Origin of the sequence: Brevundimonas sp. 2YAF1 (assembly GCF_052114745.1) — a bacterium.
In the GTDB taxonomy this organism is placed as follows: Bacteria; Pseudomonadota; Alphaproteobacteria; order Caulobacterales; family Caulobacteraceae; genus Brevundimonas.
On sequence record NZ_JBFRFI010000005.1, the window covers coordinates 132,742 to 157,926 of the forward strand.

Consider the following 25,185-nt stretch of genomic DNA (forward strand, 5'->3'; position numbering starts at 1 on the left):
CGGGATGTCGCGCCTCAAGTCGTATGAAAGCGCGATAGCCCTGACGAAATGTAGCCTTACCGTCGTCAAAGCGTAAAGCGCGGCTGTTAGCTGTCACGCCATGTCCGGCGCGCCGGAACGGGGATCGAGGACGATGGTCAAGTCGGGCAAGCAGGCGAAGATCAAGGGCGGGCTGGCGGAATCGCCCAGCCACCTGATGCACCGGGTGTTGCAGCTCTCGCTCGACATCTACGCCGAAGAAGCCGGGCCTGACGGCCTGACCCAGCGTCAGTTCGCCGTGCTCGAAGCGGTGTCGGCGCGCTCGGGCCTGACCCAGACTGATCTGGTCAAGGCCACCGGCATCGACCGCTCAACCCTGGCCGATCTGGTGGCGCGGATGACCGCCAAGGGCCTGCTGCAGCGCGAACGTTCGGCGCTGGACGCGCGGGCCAAGGCGGTGCGCCTGTCGGCCGAGGGCGAAGCCGCCCTGATCGCCGCCCGCCCTCGCGTCGAGGCCGCCGACAAACGCATTCTGGCCCTGCTGCCCCGGTCCAGGCGCGAAGGCTTCCTCGACCTGCTGACCAGCCTGACCGACGCCGCCGACGCGGCGCCGGAACAGGCCCGCGCCGAGGCCAAGGCGGCCCGCAAGGCAGCCAAGGACGCACGCAAGGCCGAGAAGGCCGCCAAGAAGGCTCTGGACGGCGGAACGAAGCCGAAAAAGAAGAAGAAGCTCGTCGAACCGGCGATCGACGCAGCCGCGACCGAAGCGGTCGTCATCCCGCTGAAAGACGCGGCGAAGGCCTAAAGCGAAATCGGTTTGGACACCGATCGCGTCCAAACTCGGATATTGGCTCCAGCATCATGCCGTGAATCAGGCTCTAGACCCTGATATCCAGCAGCGAACCCGGCCGCTGATAGCGCGCGGCCGGCGGGGCTTCCTGGGTCTGCACCGACCGCACCGGCGTGTCCGCCCGCGCCTCGACCGGGGCGGCGGCGATCGGCGCGCTGACGCCCATGGCCGCGCGGAAGAAGGCGGACTGGGAGGTTCTCAGGGCATGGGCCGCGCCGCCTGCGGCAGGCGGGAAGGCCGGACGGTCTGAAGGAATCGCGGACATGGGCCGACGATCCGCCCAAACGGTCTAGATATGGTTAATGCGCGATTCACCGTGTTTCGCGCCGGATGACTTCAGCGCGGCGGCGCCTTGAGCGCATCCACCAGCTTCTGCAGATCGGCGTCGGTCAGGACCGGTCCCGACGACTTGGCGACGATGGTGCCATAGGCGTCCACCGCAAAGCTCTCCGGCACGCCCGAGACGCCGAGGTCCAGCCCCGCCCGCCCCTCGCGGTCCACCAGCACCAGAGCATAGGGGTCGCCCAGTTCGTCGAGGAAGGCGCGGGTGGCGACCGGCTCGTCCTTGTAGGCCACGCCGACGACGTTGATCCCCTGCGCCTTCAGCTTCATCAGCTGCGGGTGCTCCAGCCGGCAGGGCGCGCACCAGCTGGCGAACAGGTTGACGATCATCGGCTTGCCGACGCCCGCCGTCTTCAGGTCCAGCCTCTGGTCGGTCTCGACGTCGCCTTGCAGGATCGGCAGCACCGTCTGCGGGATCGGCTGGCCGACCAGGGCGTCGGGCTTGTACGAACGGCCCTCGCCCGGCGCGCCGGACATCGTGTTCAACTGGACCATCAAGAAGACGCCCAAGGCGGCGAGCGCCGCGATCGGGATCAGGGCGAACCAGCGGTTCATTTGCGGGCCTCTTCCAGACGGGCCAGCTCGCGCTTCCAGCGACGGGCGGCGACCAGGGCGCGCACCGAAATCGCGGCCAGAGCGACGGCGCTGATCGCCCAGGACGACCAGACGAAGACGCCGTAGGGGCTCATGTCGAGATCCAGCATCGGCGTCTCCCTAGGCTTCTTGCGCGGCGCGGGCGCGCAGCGTCAGGACGCGGCGACGGCGCACCTCGGTGCGGATCGACGTCAGCCAGATGGCGCCGAACAGCATCCCGTAAGCCGCCATCATGGTCAGCAGGGGCGTAAGGTAAGCCGGATCCAGACTGGTTCCCCCAGCGCGCAGCAGCGAGGCCGGTTGATGCAGGGTGTTCCACCAGTCGACCGAGAACTTCACGATGGGCAGGTTGATCAACCCGACCAGCCCCAGGACGGCGGCGGCGCGCCCGGCCTTCTGCTCGTCGTCGATCGAGGCGCGCAGGGCCATGTAGCCGAGGTAGAAGAGGAACAGCACCAGCACCGAGGTCAGCCGCGCGTCCCAGACCCACCAGGTCCCCCACATGGGCTGGCCCCACAGCGAGCCGGTGATCAGGGCCAGGCCCGTGAACACCGCGCCCGGCAGGGCGGCGGCGCGCGCGGCGGCGTCGGCCAGAGGGTGACGGAAGACCAGGGCGAAGAAGCTGGAGACGCCCAGCGCCGCATAGGCGCCTAAGCCCAGGGTCGCGGCCGGCACATGGATGAACATGATCCGCACCGTGTCGCCCTGCTGATAGTCGGCGGGCGCGGTGAAGCTGAGCCAGGCGCCGACCGCCAGCAGGACGACCGCCAGCCCCCACAGCACCGGCGTGACCGGGCGGGTGAAGCGCATGAAGCGGTCGGGATTGGCGAGGCCGAACATGGTCCGCCGCTTACGCGGCGCGGCGCCCGACGGCAAGCGGCCCTGAAGTCGCGATCAGCAAAACAGCGGCGGGCGAGACAGCCCCGCCCGCCCTCCGTCATCCCCGGGCTTGTCCCGGGGATCCAGAGACTCAGGCGTGGCTAGCGGCCCGCGCCGAGAACTGAGCTTCAGGCATCGTGCGTCTGGATTCTCGGCACAAGGCCGAGAATGACGACCAAAGCGTGCGGCCTACAGCTTGAGCCCGTGCTGGGCCGCCAGGGCCTCCAGCTTGACCATCGGACGCGGCCCCCAGTGGGCGATCACTTCCGAGGCGGCCAGCGAACCCAGGGCTCCGGCTTCGGCCAGCGACAGGCCGCGCGCCAGACCCAGCAGGACGCCGGCGGCGTACTGGTCGCCCGCGCCCGTGGTGTCGACGACCTTGTCGACCGGGAAGGCGGCGATCTCGACCCGCTCGTCGCCGCGGAAGATGACCGAACCGGCGGCGCCGCGCGTCACGGCGGCGACATCGACGATGCGGCCCAGGTGAGCGGCGGCGTAGTCAAAGTTCTCGGTCTCGAACAGGGCGTGCAGTTCGGATTCATTGGCCAGGACGATGTCGGCCGAGGCCTCGATGAAGGCCAGCAGTTCGGCGCGCCAGCGATGCACCACAAAGGCGTCCGACAGGGTGATGGCGACCTTGCGGCCCGCCGCGTGGGCAGCAGCGGCGGCGGCCTCGAAGGCGGCGCGGGCCGGGGCCGGGTCGAACAGATAGCCTTCCAGATAGACGATCTCGCTGGCGCCGATCAGGTCGGCGTCGATGTCGTCGACCGTCAGTTGGTTGGCGGCGCCCAGGAAGGTGCACATGGTCCGCTGGGCATCGGGGGTGACGTTGATCAGGCAGCGGCCGGTGCCGAAGCCGGCGCCCGCGCCGTCTTCTAGAACCGGGGTGTCGAAATGCACCCCCGAGGCGCGGATGTCGTGGCTGAAGACCTCGCCCAGCGTGTCCTTGGCCACCTTGCCGATATAGGCCGCGCGGCCGCCGAACGAGCCGACGCCGGCCACGGTGTTGCCGGCCGACCCGCCCGAAGCCTCGACCCCCGCCGCCATGGCGTCATACAGCATGGCGCTCTGATCCTCGTCGACCAGTTGCATCGAGCCGGCGACCAGCTTGTGCGCCTCCAGGAAGGCGGGCTCGCACGGGCTCAGCACGTCGACGATGGCGTTGCCGACGGCGCAGACGTCGAAGCGGGCGGAGGAGATGGCGTTCTGGGTCATGCGCGCCCCATAGCGGGCCAACGTCGCCGACGCCAGCGCGAGGCTTTTCGCCGCCGTCGAAAACAGCCTATGCAGGTCGCCGCTGAGGAGGAGCCAACATGATCGACGTCGCCGTCCTGACCCCCGACCCCGCCGACCCGTCCTACGCCGGGCAATGGCCGGGCGTGCTGGATCGTCTGTCGGCGGCGCTGGCCACGGCGGGGATCAAGGCCCGGCCGACGCCCTGGACCGATCACGTCGAGAGCGCCCACGACCTGACGGACTTTGCCCTGATCCTGCCCCTGATCGTCTGGGGCTACCACCGCGACCACGAGCGCTGGGTGCAGGCCTGCGTGACCTGGGCCGAAGCGGGGGCGCCCCTGGCCAATCCCGCCGAGGTGCTGCGCTGGAACTCCGACAAACGCTATCTGGCCCGGCTCGCGGAAAAGGGCGTCGACATCCCGCCGACCATCTGGACCGACCACGCCAGCCCCGCCGTGGTCGAGGCCGCCTTCGCCGCCACCGGGGCCGAGCAGTTGATCGTCAAGCCGACCGTCTCCGGCGGCGCCTGGCGCACGCTCAAGGTCTCGGCCGGCGACCTGCTGGAGGATGTGCTGGCCGAGGCCCCGGAAGGCGGGGCCATGATCCAGCCCTTCCTGCCGACCATCGGCACAGCGGGCGAAACCTCGCTGCTCTTCTTCGGCGGCGAACTGAGCCACGTCGTCAACAAGCGCCCGGCCCACGCCGACGAGTTCCGCATCCAGGTGCAGTACGGCGGCCAGTATCAGCGGCTGGACCAGGCCCCCGAGGGCGCGCTGTCGCTGGCCGAACGCACGCTCGCCGCCATTGACGAGCCGCTTCTCTACGCCCGCATCGACATGGTCCCCGACGCCGACGGCCGCTGGCTGCTGATGGAGGCCGAACTGATCGAGCCCGATTTCTACCTGAGCGCCGCGCCCGAGGCCGGCGCCCGCTTCGGCCGGGCGGTGGCCGACCGGCTGGGGCTGTAAGCCACCCTCTTCTTCCGTCATCCTCCGGCAAGCGGCGCAGCCGCGCAGACCGGGGGATGACGGAAGGGGTCAAACCCCGACGAAACTCGCCCGCGACGGACACAGGTCCGAGATCACGCAGGCCAAGCATTTGGGCCGCTGCGCCAGGCAGGTGTAGCGGCCGTGCAGGATCAGCCAGTGGTGGGCCTTGGGCAGCCAGGCCTCGGGCACCACCCTGTGCAACTGGGCCTCGACCTTGTCCGGCGTCGCCGCATTGGCCAGGCCCAGGCGGTGCGAGACGCGAAACACGTGGGTGTCCACAGCGATGGCCGGCTCGATGCCCAGTTCGTTCAGCACCACGCTGGCGGTCTTGCGCCCCACGCCCGGCAGGGCCTGAAGGTCCGTCCGGTTCAGCGGCACCTCGCCGCCGTGCTGCTCGACCAGCATCCGCGCCGCTGCGATGACGTTCCTCGCCTTGGTGCGATAGAGGCCGATGGAGGAGATCAGCGGGATCAGCCCCTCCTCGCCCAGGGCCAGCATCTTCTGCGGCGTGTCGGCCACCGCGAACAGGGCCTTGGTCGCCTTGTTGACCCCCACGTCGGTCGCCTGCGCCGACAGGGCGACGGCCACCACCAAGGTATAGGGATTGACGAAGTCCAGCTCGGTCTTGGGGTCGGGCATGACGCCCGACAGGCGCACGAAGATTTCCTCGACCCGGTCCTCGTCCGGCGGCCAGCCGATCACGGCCCCGACCGGCGCCTTTTTCGGCGCGCGCGACCGCTTGCCGGGCGGCGGGGTCAGGGCGGCGCGGACGGTCTTGGAAGCGGGGCGTTTGCGGACGGTCATATCCTCGCTTCGCCTTCCCGCGCGGCCAGGTCAACGGGGCGCCGGCGACACGCTGCGACGAAATCGCGCAGGGGCCTCTTGATTTATGGACGGACCTGTCCATTTTACGCGCCGGATTTGAAAAGAGCTGTCTCCCCCATGGCCCTCCCCGCCCCTTTGAAGAAACGCCTGCTGCTGATCGTCGGCGGGGTCGTCGGCGTCGCCCTCATCGTCGGGGGCGTGGTCTGGTGGCAGGGCAAGCAGCGCTGGGAGGCGACCGACAACGCCTTCGTCCAGGCCGACACCGTCCTGGTCAGCCCGCGCATCAGCGGCTCCGTGATCGAGGTCCTGGTCAGGGACAACCAGCGCGTCGAGGCCGGTCAAATCCTGGCCCGTTTGGACGACGCCGACGCCAAGGCGGCCCTGGCTCAGGCCCAGGCCAACCTGACCTCGGTCAAGGCGGCGGTCGACAATGTCGACGCCCGCGCCGCCCAGGAACAGGCCACCATTGCTGAGCGGGCCGCCGCCGTGACCCAGGCCCGCGCCCAGGCCGGACTGGCCCACGCCCAGGTCGACCGCTACGGCAAGCTGGCGGAACAGGGCTGGGTGTCGCAGCAACGCATCCAGACCGAGCGCGCCTCGGCCGAAACCGCCGCCGCTTCGGTGGAGCAGGCGCAAGCCGCCCTGACCGCCGAACAGCGCGCCGCCGCCGTGCTCGGCTCGACCCGCAACCAGAGCGTCGCCGCCGTCGAACAGGCTAGAGCCCTGGTCGAACAGGCTCAGCTGACCCTGGACCGCACCGTCATCCGCGCCCCCGTCGCCGGGGTCGTCGGCGCGCGCGGCGTCCGCGTCGGCCAGGTGGTGCAGGCCGGCGGACAGATGATGTCCATCGTCCCCCTGCAGGACACCTACGTGGTCGCCAACTTCAAGGAGACCCAGGTCGGCCGCATGCGGTTGGGCCAGCAGGTCGAGATCAAGGCCGACGCCTTCCCCGGCCAGTCCATCGTCGGCCACGTGGACAGCTTCGCCCCCGCCACCGGCTCCGAATTCGCCCTGATCCCGGTCGAGAACGCCACCGGCAACTTCACCAAGATCACCCAGCGCGTCCCCGTGCGCATCGTCGTGGATCACCGCGCCTCGGGCGAGCCGGTCGCCCTGCGTCCCGGCCTGTCGGTCGAGATCAAGGTGGATCTGAAGAGCCAGGGCGGCGCCGCCTTCGCCGACGCTCATCTGGGCGAGGTCGCTGTCGCGTCTCTGGACCCGGTTCGGTGAGAGACGGCGCTCCTGTCGGCGCCGCGTCTGGCGTCTCGGCCGCTCCAGCCCAGCCCGAGATCAACTGGCCGGTCCTGCTGCTCGGCTTCGCCGGCATGGTCATCGGCCAGTTCATGGCCATTCTGGACATCCAGATCGTCGCCGCCTCCCTGCCCCAGATCCAGGCCGGGGTCGGCGCCTCGGCCGACGAGATCAGCTGGATCCAGACCGCCTATCTGATCCCCGAGGTCGTGATGATCCCCCTCTCGGGATACCTCTCGCGACTGTGGGGCACGCGCCCCCTGTTCCTGGCCTCCTGCGCCGGCTTCCTGATCATGAGCGTGGCCGTGGGCCTGTCGTCGTCGGTCGAGATGATGATCTTCTTCCGCGCGCTGCAAGGCTTTGTCGGCGGGGCCATGATCCCGACCGTCTTCGCCGTGGCCTTCACCGCCTTCCCGCCCGACAAGCGCGTCACCGCCAGCGTCATCATGGGTCTGATCGTCACCCTGGCCCCGACCGTCGGCCCGACCCTGGGCGGACACCTGACCGAAGCCCTCAGCTGGCGCTGGCTCTTCTTCATCAATGTCTTCCCGGGGATGCTCGTCCTCTTCCTGGTCAGCCGCTACGCCCACTTCGACAAGGGCGACGCCCGCCTGGCCAAGGGCTTCGACTGGTGGGGTCTGGGGCTGATGGCCGCCTTCCTGATGAGCCTGCAATTCGTGCTGGAGGAAGGCGCCAAGAACGACTGGCTGGCCGACGACCCCATCCTGCTGCTCAGCGTCGTCGCCGCCGTCTGCGGGCCGGCCTTCGTCTGGCGCTCGCTGACCTATCGGAATCCGATCGTCGAACTGCGCGCCTTCTCCAACCGCAACTTCCTGGTCGGCGTCGTCATGACCTTCATCGTCGGCGCGGCCCTGTTCGGCGGCACCTTCCTGATGCCCCTCTTCCTGGGCCGGGTGCGCGGCTATTCGGCGGCCGAGGTCGGCACCACCATGGTCGTCTCGGGCCTGGCCATGTTCGCCACCGGCCCCTTCGCCGGTCGGCTGGTGCGCAAGGTGGATCCCCGCATCCTGATGTTCGCCGGCTTCATCCTGTGCGCCTGGGGCATGTGGGACGCCCGCGCCGTGACGGGCGAATGGGGCTTCTGGGAATTCGCCGGGGTCCAGGCCATGCGCGGCGTCGGCGTCATGATCGCCATGATCGCCTCGCAGCAGGTCACCATGTCGACCCTGCCGCCGCACATGGTCAAGAACGCCTCGGGTCTGGTGAACCTCAGCCGCAACGTCGGGGGGGCCTTCGGCCTGGCCATCCTCAACACCTCTCTGACCCAGAACACCGCCCTGCACATGGTCGAGCTGACCAGCGCCATCGACCAGTCCAACGTCGCCGTCAGAACCATGATGGCCGGTCTGGCCGAACGCTTCGCCGGCTCCATCGACCCGCACGCCTCGGCGATGAAGGCGATCTACGGCATGCTGCAGAAACAGGCGACGACCCTGGCCTTCGGCGACGCCTTCGCCCTTCTGGGCGTGGCCTGCGCCTGCGCGGCCTTCGTCACCCTCCTGTCCAGGCCCGTGAAGGCCCCGCCCTCGCCCGAACCGTCCGAGATCCACTGATGCCGCGCATTCCCGGTCAGATCGACGAACGCAAGAGCGAGGCCATTCTCGCCGCCGCCTCCGAGCTGTTCGTCGAAAAAGGCGTCGGCGCCTCCATGGCCGAGATAGCGCGGCGGGCGGGGGTGTCGAAACAGACCCTCTACAACCGCTACCCCTCCAAGGCCGAGATCGGCCGCGCCCTGGCCGCGCGCCGGTCGGACGCCATCACCGCCCCCTTGCGCGGCGGGGACGCCCCCGAAGCGGTTCTAGCCGCCGTCGCCGAGGCCCTGATCGTCAAGATCAGAGAGAGCCAGAAGGGCGCCTCCCTGCGCGGCGTCGCCTTGCTGTCGCCCGAGGCCCCCGAACTGGCCGCCGCCATCTATGACGCCGGGCCGGGCGAATCCTTGCGCCGTCTCGCCGCCTGGATGGCCGAGCAGGACCGGCGAGGCGTGCTGTCGACGCCCGACCCCATGCATGCCGCCGAAATCTTCTCGGGCATGACGCTCGGCCATGGCCATCTGCGCGCCATTCTCGGCGTGCCCCACCCGCCCGTGGCCGACGTGCCGGCGCGGGCGCGCGAAGTCGCCCGTCGCTTCTTCCGCGCCTTCGCCGTCGACTGACCGGCGCGGGCCGGCCCGTCAGGCGGCCAGTCCGGCGGCCAGTCCGGTGCGCCGTCGGATTGGCCTGTCGGGTCGGAAGGGCGTAAAGGCCGGACGAAATCCTGTCCTCGCGGAGCCCCCATGCTGATCCACCTGTCGTCCTGGCCTGAAATCGACGCGCGCCTGAAGGACGGCGCCCCCCTCTCCAAAACCGTCATCGTGCCGATCGGCTCGAACGAACAGCATGGCCCGACCGGCCTTCTCGGCACCGACTGGCTCTGCCCCGAGATCATCGCCCACGCCGCCGAAAAGGGCGACGAGCGCCTGATCGTGGCCCCGACCTTCAACATCGGCATGGCCCAGCATCACCTGGCCTTCGCCGGCACCATCTCCTTGCGCCCCTCGACCTTCATGGCCGCCATCACCGACTGGGTGTCGTCGCTGGCCCGCCACGGCTTCGAGCGGATCTATTTCCTCAACGGCCACGGCGGCAACGTCGCCACCATCGAGGCGACCTTCGCCGAGATCTACGCCGAGTGGTCGTTTGTCGAAGAGCAACCGCCCTTCGTGCTGAAGCTGCGCAACTGGTGGGACCTGCCCGGCGTGCACAAGCTGTGCGAGGAAATCTTCCCCGTCGGCCACGGCAGCCACGCCACCCCGTCCGAGATCGCCGTGACCCAGGCCGGCTATCCCGACCGCATCAAGACCGCCGACTACAGCCCCAGGATCGCCCCCATGGGCCCGATCCGCGACGCGCTGGACTACCGCGCCCGCTTCCCCGACGGCCGCATCGGCTCCGACCCCGCCCAGGCCAGCCCCGAGAAGGGCCAGCGCATCATCGACGCCTCGATCCCGGCGTTGATCCAGGACGTCTCGGCCTTCGCCGCCGAAGTCCTGCCCTGAACCCAATAGGCCTGATCCGCTTGCTCGACGGGCGGAACAGGCCCACGGTCCCCGCATGAACCCCATAGATCAGGCCGCCCGCACCGCCCGCGCCGGACAGGAGACGGCCCAGGCTTCGGCCGAGGTCATCGCCCGTCGAATGACAATCATGGGCGAGGCCATGGCCAATCCCCTGCGCGCCGACCACGCCGAACTGGGGCGGATGGGCACGGAAAAGGTCGAGGCCCTGACGGCCTCGGCCGGCGCCGTCGCGGCGGGCGCGCTGGATCTGGCCGAACAGGGCGGCCGCATCGCCGGTCGCGAAGGGGCCGAGGCCTCGGCGCATCTGACGCGTCTGGCGAGCGCCGACAGTCTGGCCGGGGCGGCGGCGCTGCAGGCCGCCTGGGGCATGGGCGTCTGGTCGCGCGCCGTGGCCGACGGCTGGAGCCTGGGCGCCGCCCTGCTCAAGACCCAGGCCGAGGCCCTGTCGCCGATCCACGCCGCGGCCGTCGCCAACGCCGCACGCCTCAAACGCTAGATCATCTCGACGGGATGGACGGCGTGATGGAACGTCGCCCCGACCTGCGGTGTTGCTTGCTGTAGTCCAGCAAGGAGCCCGACATGGCCGAGCAAGACCCCAAGAAGACCAAGGACCCGCACCCCGGCATGATGGGCGACGGCACCGAAGAGCAGAACCTCAACCAGCCCGGCGATCCGTCCAAGCGGATTTCGGAAGAGGAAGTCGACAACGCCTTCACCAAGGACCCGAAGATCGTCCCGAAGAAGTAGGCGCTCCCCTTCCCGTTCATCCCGGCGGACGCTGTGATCCAGTTCTTTGGCGACAAGCGCCTCTTTGACCTTCGGAAAGCCATGTCCGCCGTGGCGCCTGTGTCTCTCACTGGATTCCGGCGTCCGCCGGAATGAACGGAGAGGATAGGTTCAGGCGGTGCGGATGACACCCCCGCGCGCCTCGACCGGCCAGGGCGTCAACTTGCCGCCTGCACAGGGACCGCCGACGCACGATCCGCTCAGCGGCTCGAAGATCGCCCCGTGCCAGCCGCAGATGATCAACGAGCCGTCCGGCGTCAGATAGCGGTCCAGCTCCATAGCGATGGGGAAGCCCGCGTGCGGGCAGCGGTCCACCCAGCCCGCGATCTGGCCGTCCTTCTTCACCACAAAGCCGTGGAAATAGGCCTCGCCGATCTGCAGCACGAAGCCGCGCGAGCCGGGGTCGGCGATGTCGCCCTCGGCGCACAGGGCCACGTTCGGCGGCGTCTTCCAGACCCGCTGACGCGGCGCGGCTTCGGCAGCCGATTCGACGGGCTCGGGCACTATTCGCGTTCGGGCTTGAGCGGTCGGGTCAGCAGGGCCTCGATGGCCGCGTCCACCGTGGTCTCGCCCGCCAGCACGGCGGCGACCGCCTCGCAGATGGGGGTTTCGACGCCCAGTTTTCGGGCCAGTTCGCGCACGGCGGGCGCGCTCTCATAGCCCTCGGCCACCGAGCGTTTGCCAGCCAGAGCCTGCTCCACGCTCATGCCCTGACCCAGGGCCAGGCCCAGGCTCATGTTGCGCGACTGCGGGCTGGAGCAGGTCAGCACCAAGTCGCCCAGACCGCACAGGCCGGCGACCGTCTCGGCCTTGCCGCCCAGGGCCTGGGCCACGCGGACGATTTCAGCAAAGCCGCGCGTGATGACGGCGGCGTGGGCGCTGCGGCCCAGTTCGCGGCCCTCGACGATGCCACAGGCGATGGCCAGGACGTTCTTCAGCGCCCCGCCCGTCTCGGCCCCGATCAGGTCGTCGGCCAGATAGGGGCGGAAGACCGGCCCCGACAGGGCCGTGGCCAAGGCCACCGCCATGGCTTCATCCTCGCAGGCGATGGTCACGGCGCTGGGCAGGCCGCGCGCCACCTCGGCGGCGAAGCTCGGCCCCGACAGGACGGCGGGCGTGGCCGAGGGAATCGTCTCGGCCAGGACGTCGGTCATCAGCTTCAGCGAGCCGCGCTCGATGCCCTTGGCGCACAGCACGATCGGCAGGCCGGGCCGCGCATAGGGGGCAAAGGCCGTCAGCGTCGCCCGCATATGCTGGGCCGGCGGCACCGCCAGAATCAGATCGCAGTCGGCCAGATCGGCCAGGTCGGCGGTGACATTGATGGCCGAGTCCAGCTCGACGCCCGGCAGGAAGGCGTCGTTCACCCGCCGCGCGCGGATGCTCTCGATCACCTCGGGTTCGCGCGCCTGCAGCACGACCGCCAGGCCCGCCGCCGCTGCGCTCTGCGCCAGGGCCGTGCCCCAGGCGCCGCCGCCGATTACGCCTGCTGTGTGAAATTCCATGCCTACTCCGGTCCCCCGACCACCGCGCGGACGAAGGGCCGTCAGGCCTTCGCGCCCTTGCGGCCCGTTTTCTTGTGAACAGGATCGGCGTTCGCGCGCGCCTCGTCCAGAGGCCATCGCGGTCGGGCGGCGACATCAATGTCCGAAACCATGCCTTTTTCCAGCCGCTCCGCCCCCGCCAGCGCGATCATGGCGGCGTTGTCGGTGCAATAGACCATGGGGGGCGCCAGGAAGCCAAAGCCGTGCTTGGTCGCCAGATCCTCCAACATGCGCCGGATCGTCTTGTTGGCCGCCACCCCGCCCGCGACCACAAAATGAAGATGCTCATGCGCCTCAGCATAGGCCACCATGGCCCGCTCGGTCCTCTCCGACAGCTGGCGCGCGATCGCCTTCTGCACTGCGTCGGCCAGATCGGCCTTGTCCTGATCCGTCTCGCAGGTCTGGGCCAGCCGCGAGGCCGCCGTCTTCAGCCCCGAGAAGGAGAAGTCGCAGTCCTTGCGGCCCAGCAGCGCCCTCGGCAGCTCAAACCGCGACCCGTCGCCGGACGCCGCCAGCGTCTCCAGCGCCGGCCCGCCCGGATAACCCAGGCCCATGGCCTTGGCGATCTTGTCGAAGGCCTCGCCCGCCGCGTCGTCGATGGTGGTGCCGAGGCGGCTCATGTCGCCGATGCCGCGCACCTCCAGCAACTGGCAATGCCCGCCCGAGACCAGCAGCAGCAGGAAGGGATAGGTCGTCTCCGCTCCCAGCCGCGCCGACACCGCGTGGCCTTCCAGGTGGTTGACCGCGATCAGCGGCAGGTCGCGCGCCAGCGCCACGGCCTTGCCGTAGGACAGACCCACCATGACCCCGCCGACCAGACCCGGCCCGGCGGTCGCCGCCACGCCGTCGAGCGCGGCATAGCCGATCCCGGCCTCGGCCATGGCCCGGCGGGCGACGCCGTCGATCATCTCGACATGGCTGCGCGCGGCGATTTCCGGCACCACGCCGCCGAAGGCCGCGTGCTCGTCGATCTGGCTGTGAATGACGCTGGACAGGACCTCGGCCCCGCTCGCCGACAGGCGCACCACCGAGGCGGCGGTCTCGTCGCAGCTGGTCTCCAGGCCCAGAACCGTCAGCACGGCGCCGGGGGCGCGGCCTTCGGCCCCACCCGCGCCAAGGCTCGGCTTGGTTGCCCCCGTCGTTCCGCTGCTATAGTCCGCGCCAGTGTTCATCGGGCCCGAGGTAGCGGCCCGTTCCCCCTTTCGCAACGGGCTGCGCGACTTCATGACCCCGCTTCTTCGCATCGGCACCCGCCGCTCCAAGCTGGCGCTGGCCCAGTCCGGCATGATGCAGCGCGCCATCGGCCGCGCTCTGGGCATCGCTGAAGCCGACATCGAACAGCTCGTGCCCCTGGTCGAGATCGTCACCACCGGCGACCGGGTTCAGGACCGCCGCCTGCTGGAGATCGGCGGCAAGGCCATGTTCACCAAGGAGATCGAAGAGGCCCTGCTCGACGGCCGCATCGACGTCGCCATCCATTCGATGAAGGACGTGCCGGCCGAACAACCCGCGGGTCTGGCCATCGCCGCCGTCCCGGAACGCGAGGACGCCCGCGACGGCTTCATCAGCGAGCATTTCGCGGCCTTCGCCGATCTGCCCCACGGCGCCCGCCTCGGCACCGCCTCGCTGCGCCGGCAAGCCCAGGCCCTGTCCCTGCGCCCCGACCTGCAGATCGAGATGCTGCGCGGCAATGTCGACACCCGGCTGCGTCGCCTCAAGGACGGCGACTTCGACGCCATCCTCCTGGCCTGTTCGGGCCTGAACCGCCTCGGCCTGTCCGAGGTCATCCGCGAGCGCCTGTCGCTCGACGCCTTCCTGCCCGCCCCAGGTCAGGGCGCCCTGGCCATCCAGACGCGCGAGGACGACGCCTCCGCCGACTGGACCCGCGCCCTCAACCACGACCTGACCGCTCTCGCCGTCGCCGCCGAGCGCGGCTCCATGTCGGCGCTGGAAGGCTCGTGCCGCACCGCCATCGGCGCCCACGCCGTGATCGAGGGCGACGCGCTGCGTCTGACCACGGAAATGCTCAGCCCGGACGGCTCGGCCCGCTGGCGTCGCGCCGGCGAGATTTCCGGGGTGTCGGCGACGACCGCCCACGACGACGCCCGCCTTCTGGGCCAGCGCCTCGGCGCCGAGGTCCAGGTCGAGGCCGGCGACCAGAAGATCGACCTCTAGGCCATGGGTCCGATCCGGCGCGTCTGGATCACCCGCGCCCAGTCCGGCGCCGCGCGCACCGCCGCCCGGCTGACGGCGCTCGGCTTCGAGCCCGTCGTCGCGCCCCTGCTGACCATCCGGCCTCTGCCCGACGCCCTGCCCCGTTTCTTGGCTGCCGCGCCCGACCTGACCACGGTCGCCGCCCTCGCCTTCACCAGCCCCAATGGCGTCGAGGCCTTCGCCGCCCTCGCCCCGGCGCCCCAGTTGCGCGACCGCCCCGTTTTCGCCGTCGGCGACGCCACCGCAGAGGCCGCCCGCGCAGCGGGCTTCGCCGACGCCCGCTCCGCCGCCGGCGACATCCACGCCCTGGCCCGCCTCATCGCCGCCAGCCCGATCGACGGCCTGATCCTCGCCCCCGGCGCCCGCGAGCCCGCCGGCGACCTCGCCGCCCTGCTGCCCGACCGCGCGATCCAGCGCCTGCCGGTCTACGCCGCCGAGGAAACCGACGCCGCCGTCCCCGCCGCGTTCGACGCCGTCCTCGTCCACTCCCCCCGCGCCGCCCGCGCGCTCGCCGCCGTCCTGCCGCCCGCGGCCGCCCGAAACCGCCTCGCCGTCTGCATTTCTGCCGCCGCTGCAGCCCCGCTGGCCGCCCTCAGCTTTGCTGAAATCCGCACCGCCGAGGCGCCGGATGAAACATCCATGCTGACAGCGCTTGGCAAGTCCGCCCGACCCGTATAAAGAGCCGACCTCGCGCGGCTCTCCGACACTTTTGTGGGGCCGCCGACCGGAGCCGCTTTAGCTCAGCCGGTAGAGCACATCATTCGTAATGATGGGGTCAGGTGTTCGAGTCACCTAAGCGGCACCACCGTCCTTCCAGACATTGAGATCTGAAAAGACCGGCTTCGGCCGTCGAGCCTTGCCGTGCGCCGACAGGATTCCGCGCTACGCTTCGGTCATCACTTGAACGTATAAGCATATCTTTATATGTCTGTCGGCCTCACCGAATTGCAGGAGCCTGCCTTGGCCCGTTCGTCGTTTCTGTTTACCTCCGAGAGCGTCTCGGAAGGCCATCCCGACAAGGTCGCGGACCAGATCTCCGATTCGATCGTCGATCTGTTCCTGTCCAAGGACCCCGAGGCGCGCGTGGCGTGCGAGACCCTGACGACGACGAACCTGGTGGTGATCGCCGGCGAAATCCGCGGCAAGGGCATCATGGACACCGAGGGCAACTGGGCCCCCGGCGTCGAGCAGGAGATCGAGGACACGGTCCGCGGCGTCGTGCGCGACATCGGCTATGAGCAGGACGGCTTCCACTGGAAGACCTTCCAGTTCCAGAACCACCTGCACCCGCAGTCGGCCCACATCGCCCAGGGCGTCGACGCCGGCGAGGACAAGGACGAGGGCGCGGGCGACCAGGGCATCATGTTCGGCTACGCCTCGAACGAGACGCCCGAGCTGATGCCGGCCACCCTGCAATACAGCCACAACATCCTGAAGGCCCTGGCCGACGCCCGCCACTCGGGTCAGGAGCCGGGCCTGGAGCCCGACGCCAAGAGCCAGGTGACGCTGCTGTATCAGGACGGCCGCCCGGTGCGCGCCACCTCCATCGTCGTCTCGACCCAGCACAAGGCCAATCTGAGCCAGTCTCAGGTCGCCGACATCGTCAAACCCTATGTCGAGAAGGTGCTGCCTGCGGGCTTCATCACCGCCGAGACCGAGTGGCACATCAACCCGACCGGCACCTTCGTCATCGGCGGCCCTGACGGCGACGCCGGCGTGACCGGCCGCAAGATCATCGTCGACACCTACGGCGGCGCAGCCCCGCACGGCGGCGGCGCCTTCTCGGGCAAGGATCCGACCAAGGTCGACCGCTCGGCCGCCTACGCCTGCCGTTACCTGGCCAAGAACGTGGTGGCCGCCGGTCTGGCCGACCGCTGCACCATCCAGATCAGCTACGCCATCGGCGTATCCAAGCCCCTGTCGGTCCACGTCGACCTGCACGGCACGGGCAAGATCGACGCCGCCGTTCTGGAAGCCGAACTGCCCAAGCTGATCGGCGGCGCCACGCCGCGCGCCATCCGCGAACACCTGGGCCTGAACAAGCCGATCTACGCCCGCACCGCCGCCTACGGCCACTTCGGCCGCACGCCGGACGCGGACGGCGGCTTCAGCTGGGAGAAGACCGATCTGGTCGACCAGCTCAAGGCCCTCGTCTGAGGCCATAAACCGGCTGAAAACAGGGGGCGTCGCGGTTTCGGCCGCGACGCCCTTTTCGTATGCAGCGGCCACGCCGCAATCATGCCCTTGCATCGCGAGGCGTCTGGTCCTTTAAGCCAGCCAAACACGCCTCCCCGCGTTCTCCTGAAAGGATCTTTCGACCGATGACCTCGCCCGCCCCCAAAGACCGGCCGATCAAGAAAGTCGTCCTCGCCTATTCGGGCGGGCTGGACACGTCGATCATCCTGAAGTGGCTGCAGACGGAATACGGCGCGGAGGTCATCACCTTCACCGCCGACCTGGGCCAGGGCGAAGAGCTGGCCCCGGCCAAGGAAAAGGCGCTGAAGCTGGGCATCAAGCCCGAGAACATCTTCATCGACGACCTGCGCGAGGAATTCGTGCGCGACTTCGTCTTCCCGATGTTCCGCGCCAACGCCCTGTATGAAGGCCAGTATCTGCTGGGCACCTCGATCGCGCGGCCGCTGATCGCCAAGCGCCAGATCGAGATCGCCCGCCAGCTGGGCGCCGACGCCGTCTGTCACGGCGCCACCGGCAAGGGCAACGACCAGGTCCGCTTCGAGCTGGGCTACTACGCCCTGAACCCCGACATCCACGTCATCGCCCCGTGGCGCGAGTGGGAGTTCCGCAGCCGCGAGGCCCTGCTGGACTTCGCCGAGAAGCATCAGATCCCGATCTCCAAGGACAAGCGCGGCGAGGCCCCCTTCTCGGTCGACGCCAACCTTCTGCACTCCTCGTCCGAGGGCAAGGTGCTGGAAGATCCCGCCGTCGAGGCCCCCGAGTTCGTGCACCAGCGCACCCTCTCGCCGGAAGCCGCCCCCGACGTGGCCACCGTCATCACCATCGGCTTCGAGAAGGGCGACGCCGTCTCGATCAACGGCGAGGCCATGAGCCCGGCCACCCTGCTGACCGCCCTGAACCAGTACGGCCACGACAACGGCATCGGCCGTCTCGACCTGGTCGAGAACCGCTTCGTCGGCATGAAGTCGCGCGGCGTCTATGAGACCCCGGGCGGCACCATCCTGCTGGCCGCCCACCGCGGCATCGAGTCCATCACCCTGGACGGCGGCGCCATGCACCTGAAGGACGAACTGGCGGTCAAGTACGCCCACCTCGTCTACAACGGCTTCTGGTTCTCGCCCGAGCGCGAGATGCTGCAGGCCGCCATCGACTACAGCCAGCAGAAGGTGTCCGGCACGGTCCGGGTCAAGCTCTACAAGGGCAACGCCACGGTCATCGGCCGCGAGAGCGAGAACAGCCTCTACGACCAGGACCTGGTGACCTTCGAAGAAGGCGTCCAGGCCTATGACCACCACGACGCCGAGGGCTTCATCAAGCTGAACGCGCTGCGTCTGCGCGTCCTCGCCAAGCGCGACGCCCGCACCAAGGGCTGACTCCAGGGCGCCTCCAACAGCCCCCCTTCCCCCTCGAGGGGGGAAGGGTCGGGGATGGGGGTGAGGGCGCGACATGGCCGATGGAGCGCATGAGGCGAATCCGCGTCTCCTGTGACCTATCGGGCACGACCTGCCTCCACCCCCGCCCAACCCTCCCCCCTCAAGGGGGAGGGCTTCGATTTAAGAATTTCCGACACTCGACAGAGTTTCACGGCGCCAAGCTGGCGCTTGCTCTCGGCGTCCGACAAGGCCAACTTGGGGATGTGACCGACCGAAACGGTCGGTGTTGTCCTGCGGCGAGCATCAAGCTCCCGCCCTGCCGGAGCCTCCCTGATGTCCCTGCGCCTGACCCTCGCCGCCGCCGCGGCGACGCTCGCCTTCGCCGCGCCCGCCTTGGCCCAGAACGCCGCGCCCGCCGCGCCCGCCGAGGCTGCGCCCGTCCAGGCCAAAACGCCTGCCGAGGTCGAGATGGAGGCCCGGGCCGAGGTCTTCCAGGCGCGCATGGAGACCCTGCAGACCGAACTGACGGCCGTGGTCGAGGCCTCGGGCGGCGACCAGTCCAGGAGCATGGCCGAGGTGGACGCCGTCCTGGGCCGCTACCAATCCGATTTCGAGACCTTCGCCGCCAGCTTCGAGACCTTCATCGACACCCAGCTGGCCGCGGCGACCGACGACGCCGAGCGTCAGGAACTGACCGAGGCGCGCGCCAAGGTCGGCCCCGCCATCCGGGGCATCGCGCCGCAGATCCGCATGGCCGTACAGCAGGCCATCGCCGCCGAAGCCGCCGCGCCCGCCGCGGCCGCGCCTCAGTAAGGGCTTCCACAGGGGCGGCCCGTCGCGCCGCCCCTCGCCTTACCGCGATTTCACTTGAGGCCGAGGCGGGTTCGACCGACCTTCACAGCGTTCGCCGAAGGAGCCTCGTGATGATCCGCGCCCTGTCGCTCGCCGCCGCCCTCGCCCTGCTGCCCGTGTCGGCCGCCGTCGCCCAGGAGAGCAAGACCTCGGCCGAGACCCAGCTGGAGGCCGCCGCGGCTGAATTCGAGAAGAAGATGGAGGAGTTCGGCGAACGCGCCGAAGCCATCCAGGCCGACAAGGCCCTCGACGAGACGACCAAGGGGCTCCGCGTCGCCGCCCTGTGGTCGCAATACCAGCCCCATGTCGCCGCCTTCACCACCATGGCCGCCGCTCAGGCCGGCGAGATCGCCCAGCAGGCCCTGGCCGAAGTGGACATCGAGGCCGTCGTGACCCAGGCCCTGGCCGGCGTCGCCCCCCTGGTTCAGGGCCTGGCGACCCACAGCGCCTGGGCCAACCCCGACCCCGACCAGTTGGTCACCTACGGCCTGGCCGCCGACTACGCCCTGAACAAGTCGATGGGCGGCGCGGAGGCGGCGATCGCAGGCCTCGAGGCCCTGCCCGCCCCGCCGGCGCCGTCCGCGCCCCCGGCTTCGCCCGCCAAGATCTGATCCCGACGCTCTGCGCGCTTGACCTGACCGGCCCACCGCCGGAAAGGGGTTCGTATGGCCGCGCTTCCCGTCGATCCCCACCTCTACGCCGCCTTCCTCGGCGTCATGGCTGTCATGGCCATCACGCCCGGCCCCGCCAACCTGTTCGCCGTGGCGACCGGGATGGAAAAGGGCCGCGCCTCGGCCCTGATCGGCGTGGTCGGCATGAACGCCGCCACCCTGGTCTGGTTCGGCGCCGCAGCCCTGGGCCTCGGCGCCCTGGTCGCCGCCTTCCCCCAGGTCTTCCGCGTCGTCGCCGTCCTCGGCGCCCTCTATGTCGCCTGGCTGGGGATCAAGGCGCTGAAGGGCGCCTTCGCCACCGCGGCCCAGCCCGACCATGTCGAGATCAGACGCGGGCGCAGCGCCCTGATCGACGGCTTCACGGTCCAGATCGCCAACCCCAAGGCCATCCTCTTCTTCACCGCCGTCCTGCCGCCCTTTCTCGACGTGAACCGCCCCGTCGTTCCCCAGCTGGCCCTGTTCGCCCTGGCCACCATCGGCATGGACGTCCTGTCGATGAGCGCCTACGGCCTGGGCGGCGCGGCCCTGGCCGACCGGATGAACGAGCCCCGCTTCAAGCGCGGCTTCGGCCTGTTCGTCGGCGGGCTGCTGATCCTCGCCGCGGCCCTGATCGTCGCCAGATTACGCGGTTAGACTATTTGTGTTCGCCGCAGGGGAACTGGGCCGTTCACACCTCGTTCAGCACCACGGACGTTCAATGGACGTTCCAGGAGAACCTCCCATGAAAAATCTTCGTAAAGCGCCGGTTCTGCTCGCCCTCGCCGGCGCCATGGCCCTGGGCGCCTGCGCCACCGCGACCCCCTACCAGCCCGCCGGCATGAACGGCGAGCGCGGCGGCTACGCCGAGCAAAGGCTGGAGGCCAATCGCTTCAGCGTCAGCTTCTCGGGCAACTCCGTCACCTCGCGCGATCAGGTCGAGATGTCCCTGCTGCTGCGGTCGGCCGAACTGACTGTCCAGAACGGCTATGACTGGTTCGCCACCGTCACCCGCGCCACCGACCGCGACACCCGCTTCTATACGACGCCCGATCCCTTCTACTACGACCGCTACGGTCCGTTCTGGGGCCCGCAGTGGCGCTTCCACCAGCGCGGCTTCTGGAGCACCTGGGATCCCTACTGGGGTCGTGACCGCGACATCCGCCAGGTCGATCGCTTCGAGGCCACGGCCGAGATCGTCATGGGCCGCGGACCCAAGCCCGCCGGCGACCCCACCGCCTTCGACGCCCGCGAGGTCATCAACAACCTCGGCCCGCGCGTAACCCGCCCGGCGCCTAAGTAAGACGTAAGGGCGCTATCGCTCGCCGCGCGGCGGCTCGCTGCTTGAGCGCAGAGTGATGAGAGCCTGAATTCAAAACGCCCGCCTCAGCGATGAGGCGGGCGTGGCTGTATTAAGTGAGGCCTTTCCTCCCCACTCGTGGGGAGGGGGACCGCGTAGCGGTGGAGGGGGCGGCGCAGACGGCTGACGTGGAGTCGCCCCCTCCGTCACGTCGCTATCGCTCCGCGCCACCTCCCCATGAAATGGGGAGGAAAGCCTTCGCCTCACCCCACCCGAGGCGTCTTCAGCCGCCGCTTGTTCGAATGCGTATCCGGCGCCGAACCCAGCGCCTCCGGCACCTCGCCCTTGAAGTAGAACCGCTGCCAGGCCTCCTTGGCCGCGTCGGGATCGCCCGAGGCCAGGCGGGTGTTGAAATCGGTGCGCGCCCGGTTCCAGGCCTCGAACTGGCCCTTCATGCCGGGGTTGGAGTCCAGCGAGCGGATCACCGGCTCGAACGCCTCCACCTTGCGGTGCTCGACGGGCAGGATGAAGCAGAAGGGCTCGCCCTTCTCGAACTTGACCCGGCCCGGCCGCGTGAAGATCCAGTTCATGGTGAAGGGGAAGGGCAGCCAGTCGGTCTCGATCAGGCCGGTCAGAGGCTGGATGCCGTCCTTGACGTGATTGGGCGACCCTTGCGCCAGCATCCCCCAGCCCGGCGGCGTGCGGAACAGATACTGCGGATGCATGGTCAGCACCCCGCGCGAAAAGTGCGAGGTGACGAAATGGTCCAGCTCCGGCTGCGGCCGGTCCGGCGTGATCTTGATGTCCGACTGCGACGGCCCGCCGTTCCATTCGGCGGTGAAGCCGAACGGGCAGAGGATTTCCCACCCCGTGGTGTTGGCCATGGTCAGCGGCAGGCAGCGATAGGGATGCCGGCTGGCGAAGGCGTCCATCCAGTTGCGCGACTGGCGACCCGGCACGAGGTCGCACGGCCGAGCGTTCATCGGATAGCATTCCAGTTCCAAGACGCGGCTCCCAAACAGGTCGAACAAGGGGTAACGAAGGGTGTTCTCCTCCCCTATCGCCCCCGCCGCCCGCCCGACAAGGCCGAGATGACCGACACCGCCGCCGAACGGACTGTTCCCGCATACGATCGCGACCGCCTCCTGGCCTGGATGGCCGAGGCCGGGATCGCCCAGACCACCCACGACCACCCCGCCGTCTTCCGCGTCGAGGAAGGGCTGGAGCTCAAGGCCGCCCTGCCCGGCGTCCACACCAAGAACCTGTTCCTCAAGGACAAGAAAGGCCGGCTGTGGCTGATCTCGGCGGCCCAGGACACGGTCATCGACCTGAAGCGCGCCCACAAGCCCATGGGCTCGGACCGCCTGTCCTTCGGCAATGAGACCCTGATGTGGGAGGCGTTGGGCGTCCGCCCCGGCTCGGTCACGGCGCTCGGCCTGATCAACGACCTCGACCACCGCGTGACCTTCGTCCTCGATCAGCGCCTGTGGGAGGCTGACATCGTCAACTTCCACCCCCTGACCAACACCGCCACCACCGCCCTGGATCAGGCGGCCTTCCGCCGCGTCCTGTCCCTGCTGGGCCGAGACCCCCTCGTCGTCGACTTCGACGCCCTGGACTGAGTCAGGACGAAACGCCGGCCTGGCGACGGTCTTCTGTGCAAGTCAATTGCACGGCGCCGTCAGAAAGCTGGTCGCCGCTGACGGGCGGCCTCATAAAGGGGTTCATAGCGAGCCGGCGGCAGGTCGGCCGCGAAAGGGATAACTCTCATTTGATCGAGCAATATGGATGGTCCGATCTGCTGGAGACGGCCTTCGCACCGCACGCGCGCGCAGGCCACACCCCCGGGCGCGTCATTCTCCAGCAACGGGACGGCTATCTGGTCGTCACGGATGAAGGAGAGCTGCGGGCCAAGGCCTCGGGCCGCCTGCTTCACGAGGCCAAGGAGATCGGCCACCCGGCCGTCGGCGATTGGGTGGCGCTTGCGCTGAACCCGCAAGAACGCACCGCCACCATCCATGCCATCCTGCCGCGCCGCACCGCTTTTGTCCGTCGGGCGGCCCACAGCACGCGCGGGCTGCAGATCATCGCCGCCAATATCGATGTGGCCTTTGTCGTCACCTCAATGAACGCCGACCTCAATCCTCGCCGGATACAGCGCTATCTCGCAGCCGCATGGCAGAGCGGGGCTCGGCCTGTGGTGGTGTTGACGAAATCCGATCTCTGCGACGATCCGCAAGCTCAGGCTGCCGAGATCGCCGCCCTGGAGACCGGTTGTCCGGTGCTGGTGGTCTCCGCCCGGCAAGGCCTCGGCCTCGACGCCTTGCTCGCTCAGGTGAAGTCAGGCGAGACCTGCGTGCTCATCGGCTCGTCTGGCGTTGGCAAGTCCAGCCTGGTCAACGCCTTCCTGAACGAGAACCGGATGGCGACCCAGGCCATTCGCGAGGACGACGACCAGGGGCGCCATACCACCAGCCATCGCGAGCTGATCCTCCTGCCCGGCGGGGGGATGATCCTCGACACGCCCGGTATTCGCGAAGTGGGCCTGATCGACGCCGACGAGGGCGTGAGCGCTGTGTTCGACGACATCGAGCGCCTGCCCCAGGACTGCCGGTTCAACGACTGCAGTCACGCGAACGAACCAGGCTGCGCCGTGCGCGCCGCGCTGCAGAGCGGGGCCCTCGACCCCGACCGATGGGCGCACTTCCAGAAGTTGAAGCTTGAACTGGCGGCGTCCGAAGAAAAGGCGGAACGCACGGCCAAGGACGCCGAGCGTCGCCGCCTCGCGGCGCTTCAGAAGCGATACCGCGCCACCAAGAGGAATGATCGGGGCTCCCAGGATTGATCACGCGGCGGGCGCCCGGTCACGAAGGGGATAGTTTTGCAGAATTGTAGCCTGCTCCCGCCCGCAAACGGGCTAGGTGAGGGCTCCAGACTCAAGAGAGATGACCATGCCCGCCTATACCATCGTCACCACCAGTGCGACCGAAGGCAGCGAAGCCGCCGAGGTCAGCACGCTTACGGACGAGTTCGGCAACGAGAGTGAAGCCCTGGGCTACTCGCGCCGCATGGCCGAAGAAATGGTCAGCATGGCCGGTCAGCTGCTGCTGGACTTCGACTACAGCAATGTCGGCCTCTACGACGGCGACCTGCTGGATGAGGATCTCAACCCGGAGCATCCGGCGTTCATCGGCATGTGGGTGCTGGATAACGACGGCGCCGCCTTCGTCACCGCCGAAGAATTCCGGGAAGGTGAAGCTGAGGCCGACCTCCCGTAACCGGGAGTTCGAGGCCTGCTGTCGGCGCAGATCAGGCTTCAACTTGAGACCAGAGCGGACGTCGGCTTCCCAACCCCTGGCTGGCGAAAAACGCCAAGGCCTGCTTTCGGCGTCGAGGCCCATGACCGAAATCGACCCATGTCGGACCTTCCGAACGTCCATTGAGGAATGACGGAGGGAGGGTCGCGCTGCCCCACTCCACGAATAACCAAAGCCAACTTGCCGCGTAAATTCAGGCGTGCCAAACCGCTGATATCTATTGGGAGATTCTAGTGAGAAACGTGTTTGCGGCCTTAACCTTCGGGGGTTTGCTTGGGGGCCTGGCGCTAGGGGCCGCGCCAGGCACAGCGTCAGCCGCACCAGTAACGTGGACCGTGCCGCCGACCACTCTGCCAGACGGCGCGACGGTGAGCGGAACGTTCGTGTACGACACGAGCACGTCGACCATCAGCAACGTCAACATCACTCAGACCAACGTCCGTCCTGGGACGTACACATTTCTCGCTAATTTCCCGAGTGTATATCGTGGCGGGCAGCATACAGCGAACGTTGCCTTGGGGGACGAGACGTGGTGGATCAATACGACCGGCATCCTGGCAAACGGCGGAAGCTATTCGGCTGCAGCGATCGGAACTGGAAATTGCATTTCGATGACAGGAGGGGTTTGCACAACCGCAAATACCGCGAACTCGCGAACTAACGTCACGATCACCAGTATCGCAGCTTCCCCGGTGCCCACGCTTTCCGAGTGGGCGATGATCCTGTTCGGCGTGTTGCTGGCCGGCGGCGCGGCGCTCTTCGTCCAGCAGCGCCAACGGGCCGTCTAGATCGATCCTCCGAAAATCTGAACGGCTCCGCTGGCATGGCGGGACCGTTGTCATGTCGGCTAGCCACCCCTAGCCGAAGCTCCCTACGTCGGCTTGTCGGCCGCGAGGTCAATGTCCGGCTCCAGGCTGGGTGCTAATTTCGCAAACCGA

Annotated in this window: 30 protein-coding genes and 1 tRNA gene; 21 read left to right on the plus strand and 10 right to left on the minus strand. The window is 68.8% G+C overall.

The genetic code is table 11. The features are described 5' to 3' along the window. The first annotated feature begins 133 nt into the window (after positions 1 to 133). Positions 134 to 784, plus strand: coding sequence for a MarR family winged helix-turn-helix transcriptional regulator (locus AB4Y68_RS08695; protein WP_441455136.1), 651 nt, complete (start codon positions 134 to 136; stop codon positions 782 to 784). Between the two features lie 73 nt (positions 785 to 857). On the opposite strand, the gene AB4Y68_RS08700 is transcribed toward AB4Y68_RS08695, so the two are convergent. From AB4Y68_RS08700 to AB4Y68_RS08720, 5 genes are all read right to left on the minus strand, one after another. Next, positions 858 to 1,094, minus strand: coding sequence for a hypothetical protein (locus AB4Y68_RS08700; RefSeq protein ID WP_441455137.1), 237 nt, complete (start codon positions 1,092 to 1,094; stop codon positions 858 to 860). Between the two features lie 71 nt (positions 1,095 to 1,165). Then, complete coding sequence (locus AB4Y68_RS08705) at positions 1,166 to 1,726, minus strand: DsbE family thiol:disulfide interchange protein (protein WP_441455138.1); 561 nt, start codon at positions 1,724 to 1,726, stop codon at positions 1,166 to 1,168. Further along, the gene (ccmD, locus tag AB4Y68_RS08710; RefSeq protein ID WP_441455139.1) at positions 1,723 to 1,875 is read right to left on the minus strand and encodes a heme exporter protein CcmD; all 153 of its coding nucleotides are present in this window, start codon (positions 1,873 to 1,875) and stop codon (positions 1,723 to 1,725) included. Before ccmD ends, AB4Y68_RS08705 begins: the two co-directional genes overlap by 4 nt. 10 nt (positions 1,876 to 1,885) lie before the next feature. Further along, positions 1,886 to 2,605, minus strand: coding sequence for a heme ABC transporter permease (locus AB4Y68_RS08715; protein WP_441455140.1), 720 nt, complete (start codon positions 2,603 to 2,605; stop codon positions 1,886 to 1,888). A gap of 228 nt (positions 2,606 to 2,833) precedes the next feature. Continuing rightward, positions 2,834 to 3,859, minus strand: coding sequence for an adenosine kinase (locus AB4Y68_RS08720; RefSeq protein ID WP_441455142.1), 1,026 nt, complete (start codon positions 3,857 to 3,859; stop codon positions 2,834 to 2,836). A 98-nt stretch (positions 3,860 to 3,957) separates the two neighbouring features. On the opposite strand from AB4Y68_RS08720, the gene AB4Y68_RS08725 reads away from it, so the two are divergent. After that, positions 3,958 to 4,848, plus strand: coding sequence for an ATP-grasp domain-containing protein (locus tag AB4Y68_RS08725; protein WP_441455143.1), 891 nt, complete (start codon positions 3,958 to 3,960; stop codon positions 4,846 to 4,848). A 69-nt stretch (positions 4,849 to 4,917) separates the two neighbouring features. On the opposite strand, the gene nth is transcribed toward AB4Y68_RS08725, so the two are convergent. Next, entirely contained in the window at positions 4,918 to 5,673 is a 756-nt protein-coding gene (gene nth / locus AB4Y68_RS08730) for an endonuclease III (protein WP_441455144.1), read from the minus strand. 138 nt (positions 5,674 to 5,811) lie between these two features. On the opposite strand from nth, the gene AB4Y68_RS08735 reads away from it, so the two are divergent. The 6 genes from AB4Y68_RS08735 (at position 5,812) to AB4Y68_RS08760 (ending at position 10,768) form a co-directional block, all read left to right on the plus strand. Beyond that, positions 5,812 to 6,924, plus strand: a complete 1,113-nt coding sequence (locus AB4Y68_RS08735; protein ID WP_441455145.1) for an HlyD family secretion protein — start codon at positions 5,812 to 5,814, stop codon at positions 6,922 to 6,924. Further along, positions 6,921 to 8,519, plus strand: a complete 1,599-nt coding sequence (locus AB4Y68_RS08740; protein ID WP_441455146.1) for a DHA2 family efflux MFS transporter permease subunit — start codon at positions 6,921 to 6,923, stop codon at positions 8,517 to 8,519. The genes AB4Y68_RS08735 and AB4Y68_RS08740 overlap by 4 nt, the downstream gene beginning before the upstream one ends. Continuing rightward, entirely contained in the window at positions 8,519 to 9,118 is a 600-nt protein-coding gene (locus AB4Y68_RS08745; protein WP_441455147.1) for a TetR/AcrR family transcriptional regulator, read from the plus strand. The genes AB4Y68_RS08740 and AB4Y68_RS08745 overlap by 1 nt, the downstream gene beginning before the upstream one ends. A 120-nt stretch (positions 9,119 to 9,238) precedes the next feature. Further along, on the plus strand, positions 9,239 to 10,000 hold the full coding sequence (locus tag AB4Y68_RS08750; protein WP_441455148.1) for a creatininase family protein: 762 nt from the start codon (positions 9,239 to 9,241) through the stop codon (positions 9,998 to 10,000). A gap of 55 nt (positions 10,001 to 10,055) precedes the next feature. Further along, positions 10,056 to 10,517 (plus strand): phasin family protein, encoded by a 462-nt coding sequence (locus AB4Y68_RS08755; RefSeq protein WP_441455150.1) that lies wholly within the window; start codon positions 10,056 to 10,058, stop codon positions 10,515 to 10,517. Positions 10,518 to 10,600: 83 nt separating this feature from the next. Further along, positions 10,601 to 10,768 (plus strand): hypothetical protein, encoded by a 168-nt coding sequence (locus AB4Y68_RS08760; protein WP_441455151.1) that lies wholly within the window; start codon positions 10,601 to 10,603, stop codon positions 10,766 to 10,768. A gap of 150 nt (positions 10,769 to 10,918) precedes the next feature. Here AB4Y68_RS08760 and AB4Y68_RS08765 read toward each other — a convergent pair whose 3' ends face one another. From AB4Y68_RS08765 to tsaD, 3 genes are read right to left on the minus strand one after another with little or no spacing between them, the layout of a single operon-like run. Continuing rightward, complete coding sequence (locus AB4Y68_RS08765) at positions 10,919 to 11,311, minus strand: Rieske (2Fe-2S) protein (RefSeq protein ID WP_441455152.1); 393 nt, start codon at positions 11,309 to 11,311, stop codon at positions 10,919 to 10,921. Further along, positions 11,311 to 12,309, minus strand: a complete 999-nt coding sequence (locus tag AB4Y68_RS08770) for an NAD(P)H-dependent glycerol-3-phosphate dehydrogenase (RefSeq protein ID WP_441455153.1) — start codon at positions 12,307 to 12,309, stop codon at positions 11,311 to 11,313. The genes AB4Y68_RS08765 and AB4Y68_RS08770 overlap by 1 nt, the downstream gene beginning before the upstream one ends. 41 nt (positions 12,310 to 12,350) lie before the next feature. Then, on the minus strand, positions 12,351 to 13,574 hold the full coding sequence (gene tsaD, locus AB4Y68_RS08775) for a tRNA (adenosine(37)-N6)-threonylcarbamoyltransferase complex transferase subunit TsaD (protein ID WP_441455154.1): 1,224 nt from the start codon (positions 13,572 to 13,574) through the stop codon (positions 12,351 to 12,353). Between tsaD and hemC the strand changes: the two genes are divergently transcribed. The 9 genes from hemC to AB4Y68_RS08820 all read left to right on the plus strand — a co-directional run bounded on the left by hemC (position 13,573) and on the right by AB4Y68_RS08820 (position 20,933). Then, on the plus strand, positions 13,573 to 14,523 hold the full coding sequence (gene hemC / locus AB4Y68_RS08780; protein ID WP_441455156.1) for a hydroxymethylbilane synthase: 951 nt from the start codon (positions 13,573 to 13,575) through the stop codon (positions 14,521 to 14,523). The two genes, tsaD and hemC, sit on opposite strands and share 2 nt — an antisense overlap. Before the next feature lie 3 nt (positions 14,524 to 14,526). After that, on the plus strand, positions 14,527 to 15,240 hold the full coding sequence (locus AB4Y68_RS08785) for a uroporphyrinogen-III synthase (protein ID WP_441455157.1): 714 nt from the start codon (positions 14,527 to 14,529) through the stop codon (positions 15,238 to 15,240). Between the two features lie 51 nt (positions 15,241 to 15,291). Continuing rightward, positions 15,292 to 15,367: transfer RNA gene (locus tag AB4Y68_RS08790), tRNA-Thr, on the plus strand. Positions 15,368 to 15,522: 155 nt separating this feature from the next. Next, a complete protein-coding gene (gene metK, locus AB4Y68_RS08795) occupies positions 15,523 to 16,719 on the plus strand; it encodes a methionine adenosyltransferase (protein ID WP_441455158.1) in 1,197 nt (398 codons plus the stop codon). A 164-nt stretch (positions 16,720 to 16,883) separates the two neighbouring features. Then, complete coding sequence (locus AB4Y68_RS08800; RefSeq protein WP_441455160.1) at positions 16,884 to 18,131, plus strand: argininosuccinate synthase; 1,248 nt, start codon at positions 16,884 to 16,886, stop codon at positions 18,129 to 18,131. Between the two features lie 333 nt (positions 18,132 to 18,464). After that, on the plus strand, positions 18,465 to 18,944 hold the full coding sequence (locus AB4Y68_RS08805) for a hypothetical protein (protein WP_441455161.1): 480 nt from the start codon (positions 18,465 to 18,467) through the stop codon (positions 18,942 to 18,944). A 110-nt stretch (positions 18,945 to 19,054) separates the two neighbouring features. Then, positions 19,055 to 19,594 (plus strand): hypothetical protein, encoded by a 540-nt coding sequence (locus AB4Y68_RS08810; RefSeq protein ID WP_441455163.1) that lies wholly within the window; start codon positions 19,055 to 19,057, stop codon positions 19,592 to 19,594. 54 nt (positions 19,595 to 19,648) lie between these two features. Next, positions 19,649 to 20,287, plus strand: coding sequence for a LysE family translocator (locus tag AB4Y68_RS08815; protein ID WP_441455164.1), 639 nt, complete (start codon positions 19,649 to 19,651; stop codon positions 20,285 to 20,287). A gap of 88 nt (positions 20,288 to 20,375) precedes the next feature. Beyond that, positions 20,376 to 20,933, plus strand: a complete 558-nt coding sequence (locus AB4Y68_RS08820; RefSeq protein WP_441455166.1) for a CC0125/CC1285 family lipoprotein — start codon at positions 20,376 to 20,378, stop codon at positions 20,931 to 20,933. A gap of 260 nt (positions 20,934 to 21,193) precedes the next feature. Here AB4Y68_RS08820 and AB4Y68_RS08825 read toward each other — a convergent pair whose 3' ends face one another. Beyond that, positions 21,194 to 21,934: a DUF6065 family protein gene (locus AB4Y68_RS08825; RefSeq protein ID WP_441455168.1), complete on the minus strand. Its 741-nt coding sequence runs from the start codon at positions 21,932 to 21,934 to the stop codon at positions 21,194 to 21,196. A gap of 87 nt (positions 21,935 to 22,021) precedes the next feature. On the opposite strand from AB4Y68_RS08825, the gene AB4Y68_RS08830 reads away from it, so the two are divergent. From AB4Y68_RS08830 to AB4Y68_RS08845, 4 genes are all read left to right on the plus strand, one after another. Then, a complete protein-coding gene (locus AB4Y68_RS08830) occupies positions 22,022 to 22,552 on the plus strand; it encodes a prolyl-tRNA synthetase associated domain-containing protein (protein WP_441455170.1) in 531 nt (176 codons plus the stop codon). Positions 22,553 to 22,701: 149 nt separating this feature from the next. Further along, on the plus strand, positions 22,702 to 23,775 hold the full coding sequence (gene rsgA / locus AB4Y68_RS08835) for a ribosome small subunit-dependent GTPase A (protein ID WP_441455171.1): 1,074 nt from the start codon (positions 22,702 to 22,704) through the stop codon (positions 23,773 to 23,775). A 106-nt stretch (positions 23,776 to 23,881) separates the two neighbouring features. Further along, positions 23,882 to 24,208 (plus strand): hypothetical protein, encoded by a 327-nt coding sequence (locus tag AB4Y68_RS08840; protein ID WP_441455172.1) that lies wholly within the window; start codon positions 23,882 to 23,884, stop codon positions 24,206 to 24,208. A 422-nt stretch (positions 24,209 to 24,630) separates the two neighbouring features. Beyond that, positions 24,631 to 25,035 carry an IPTL-CTERM sorting domain-containing protein gene (locus tag AB4Y68_RS08845; protein ID WP_441455173.1) on the plus strand — a complete coding sequence of 135 codons (405 nt, stop codon included), beginning with the start codon at positions 24,631 to 24,633 and terminating at the stop codon, positions 25,033 to 25,035. Positions 25,036 to 25,185: the final 150 nt, after the last annotated feature.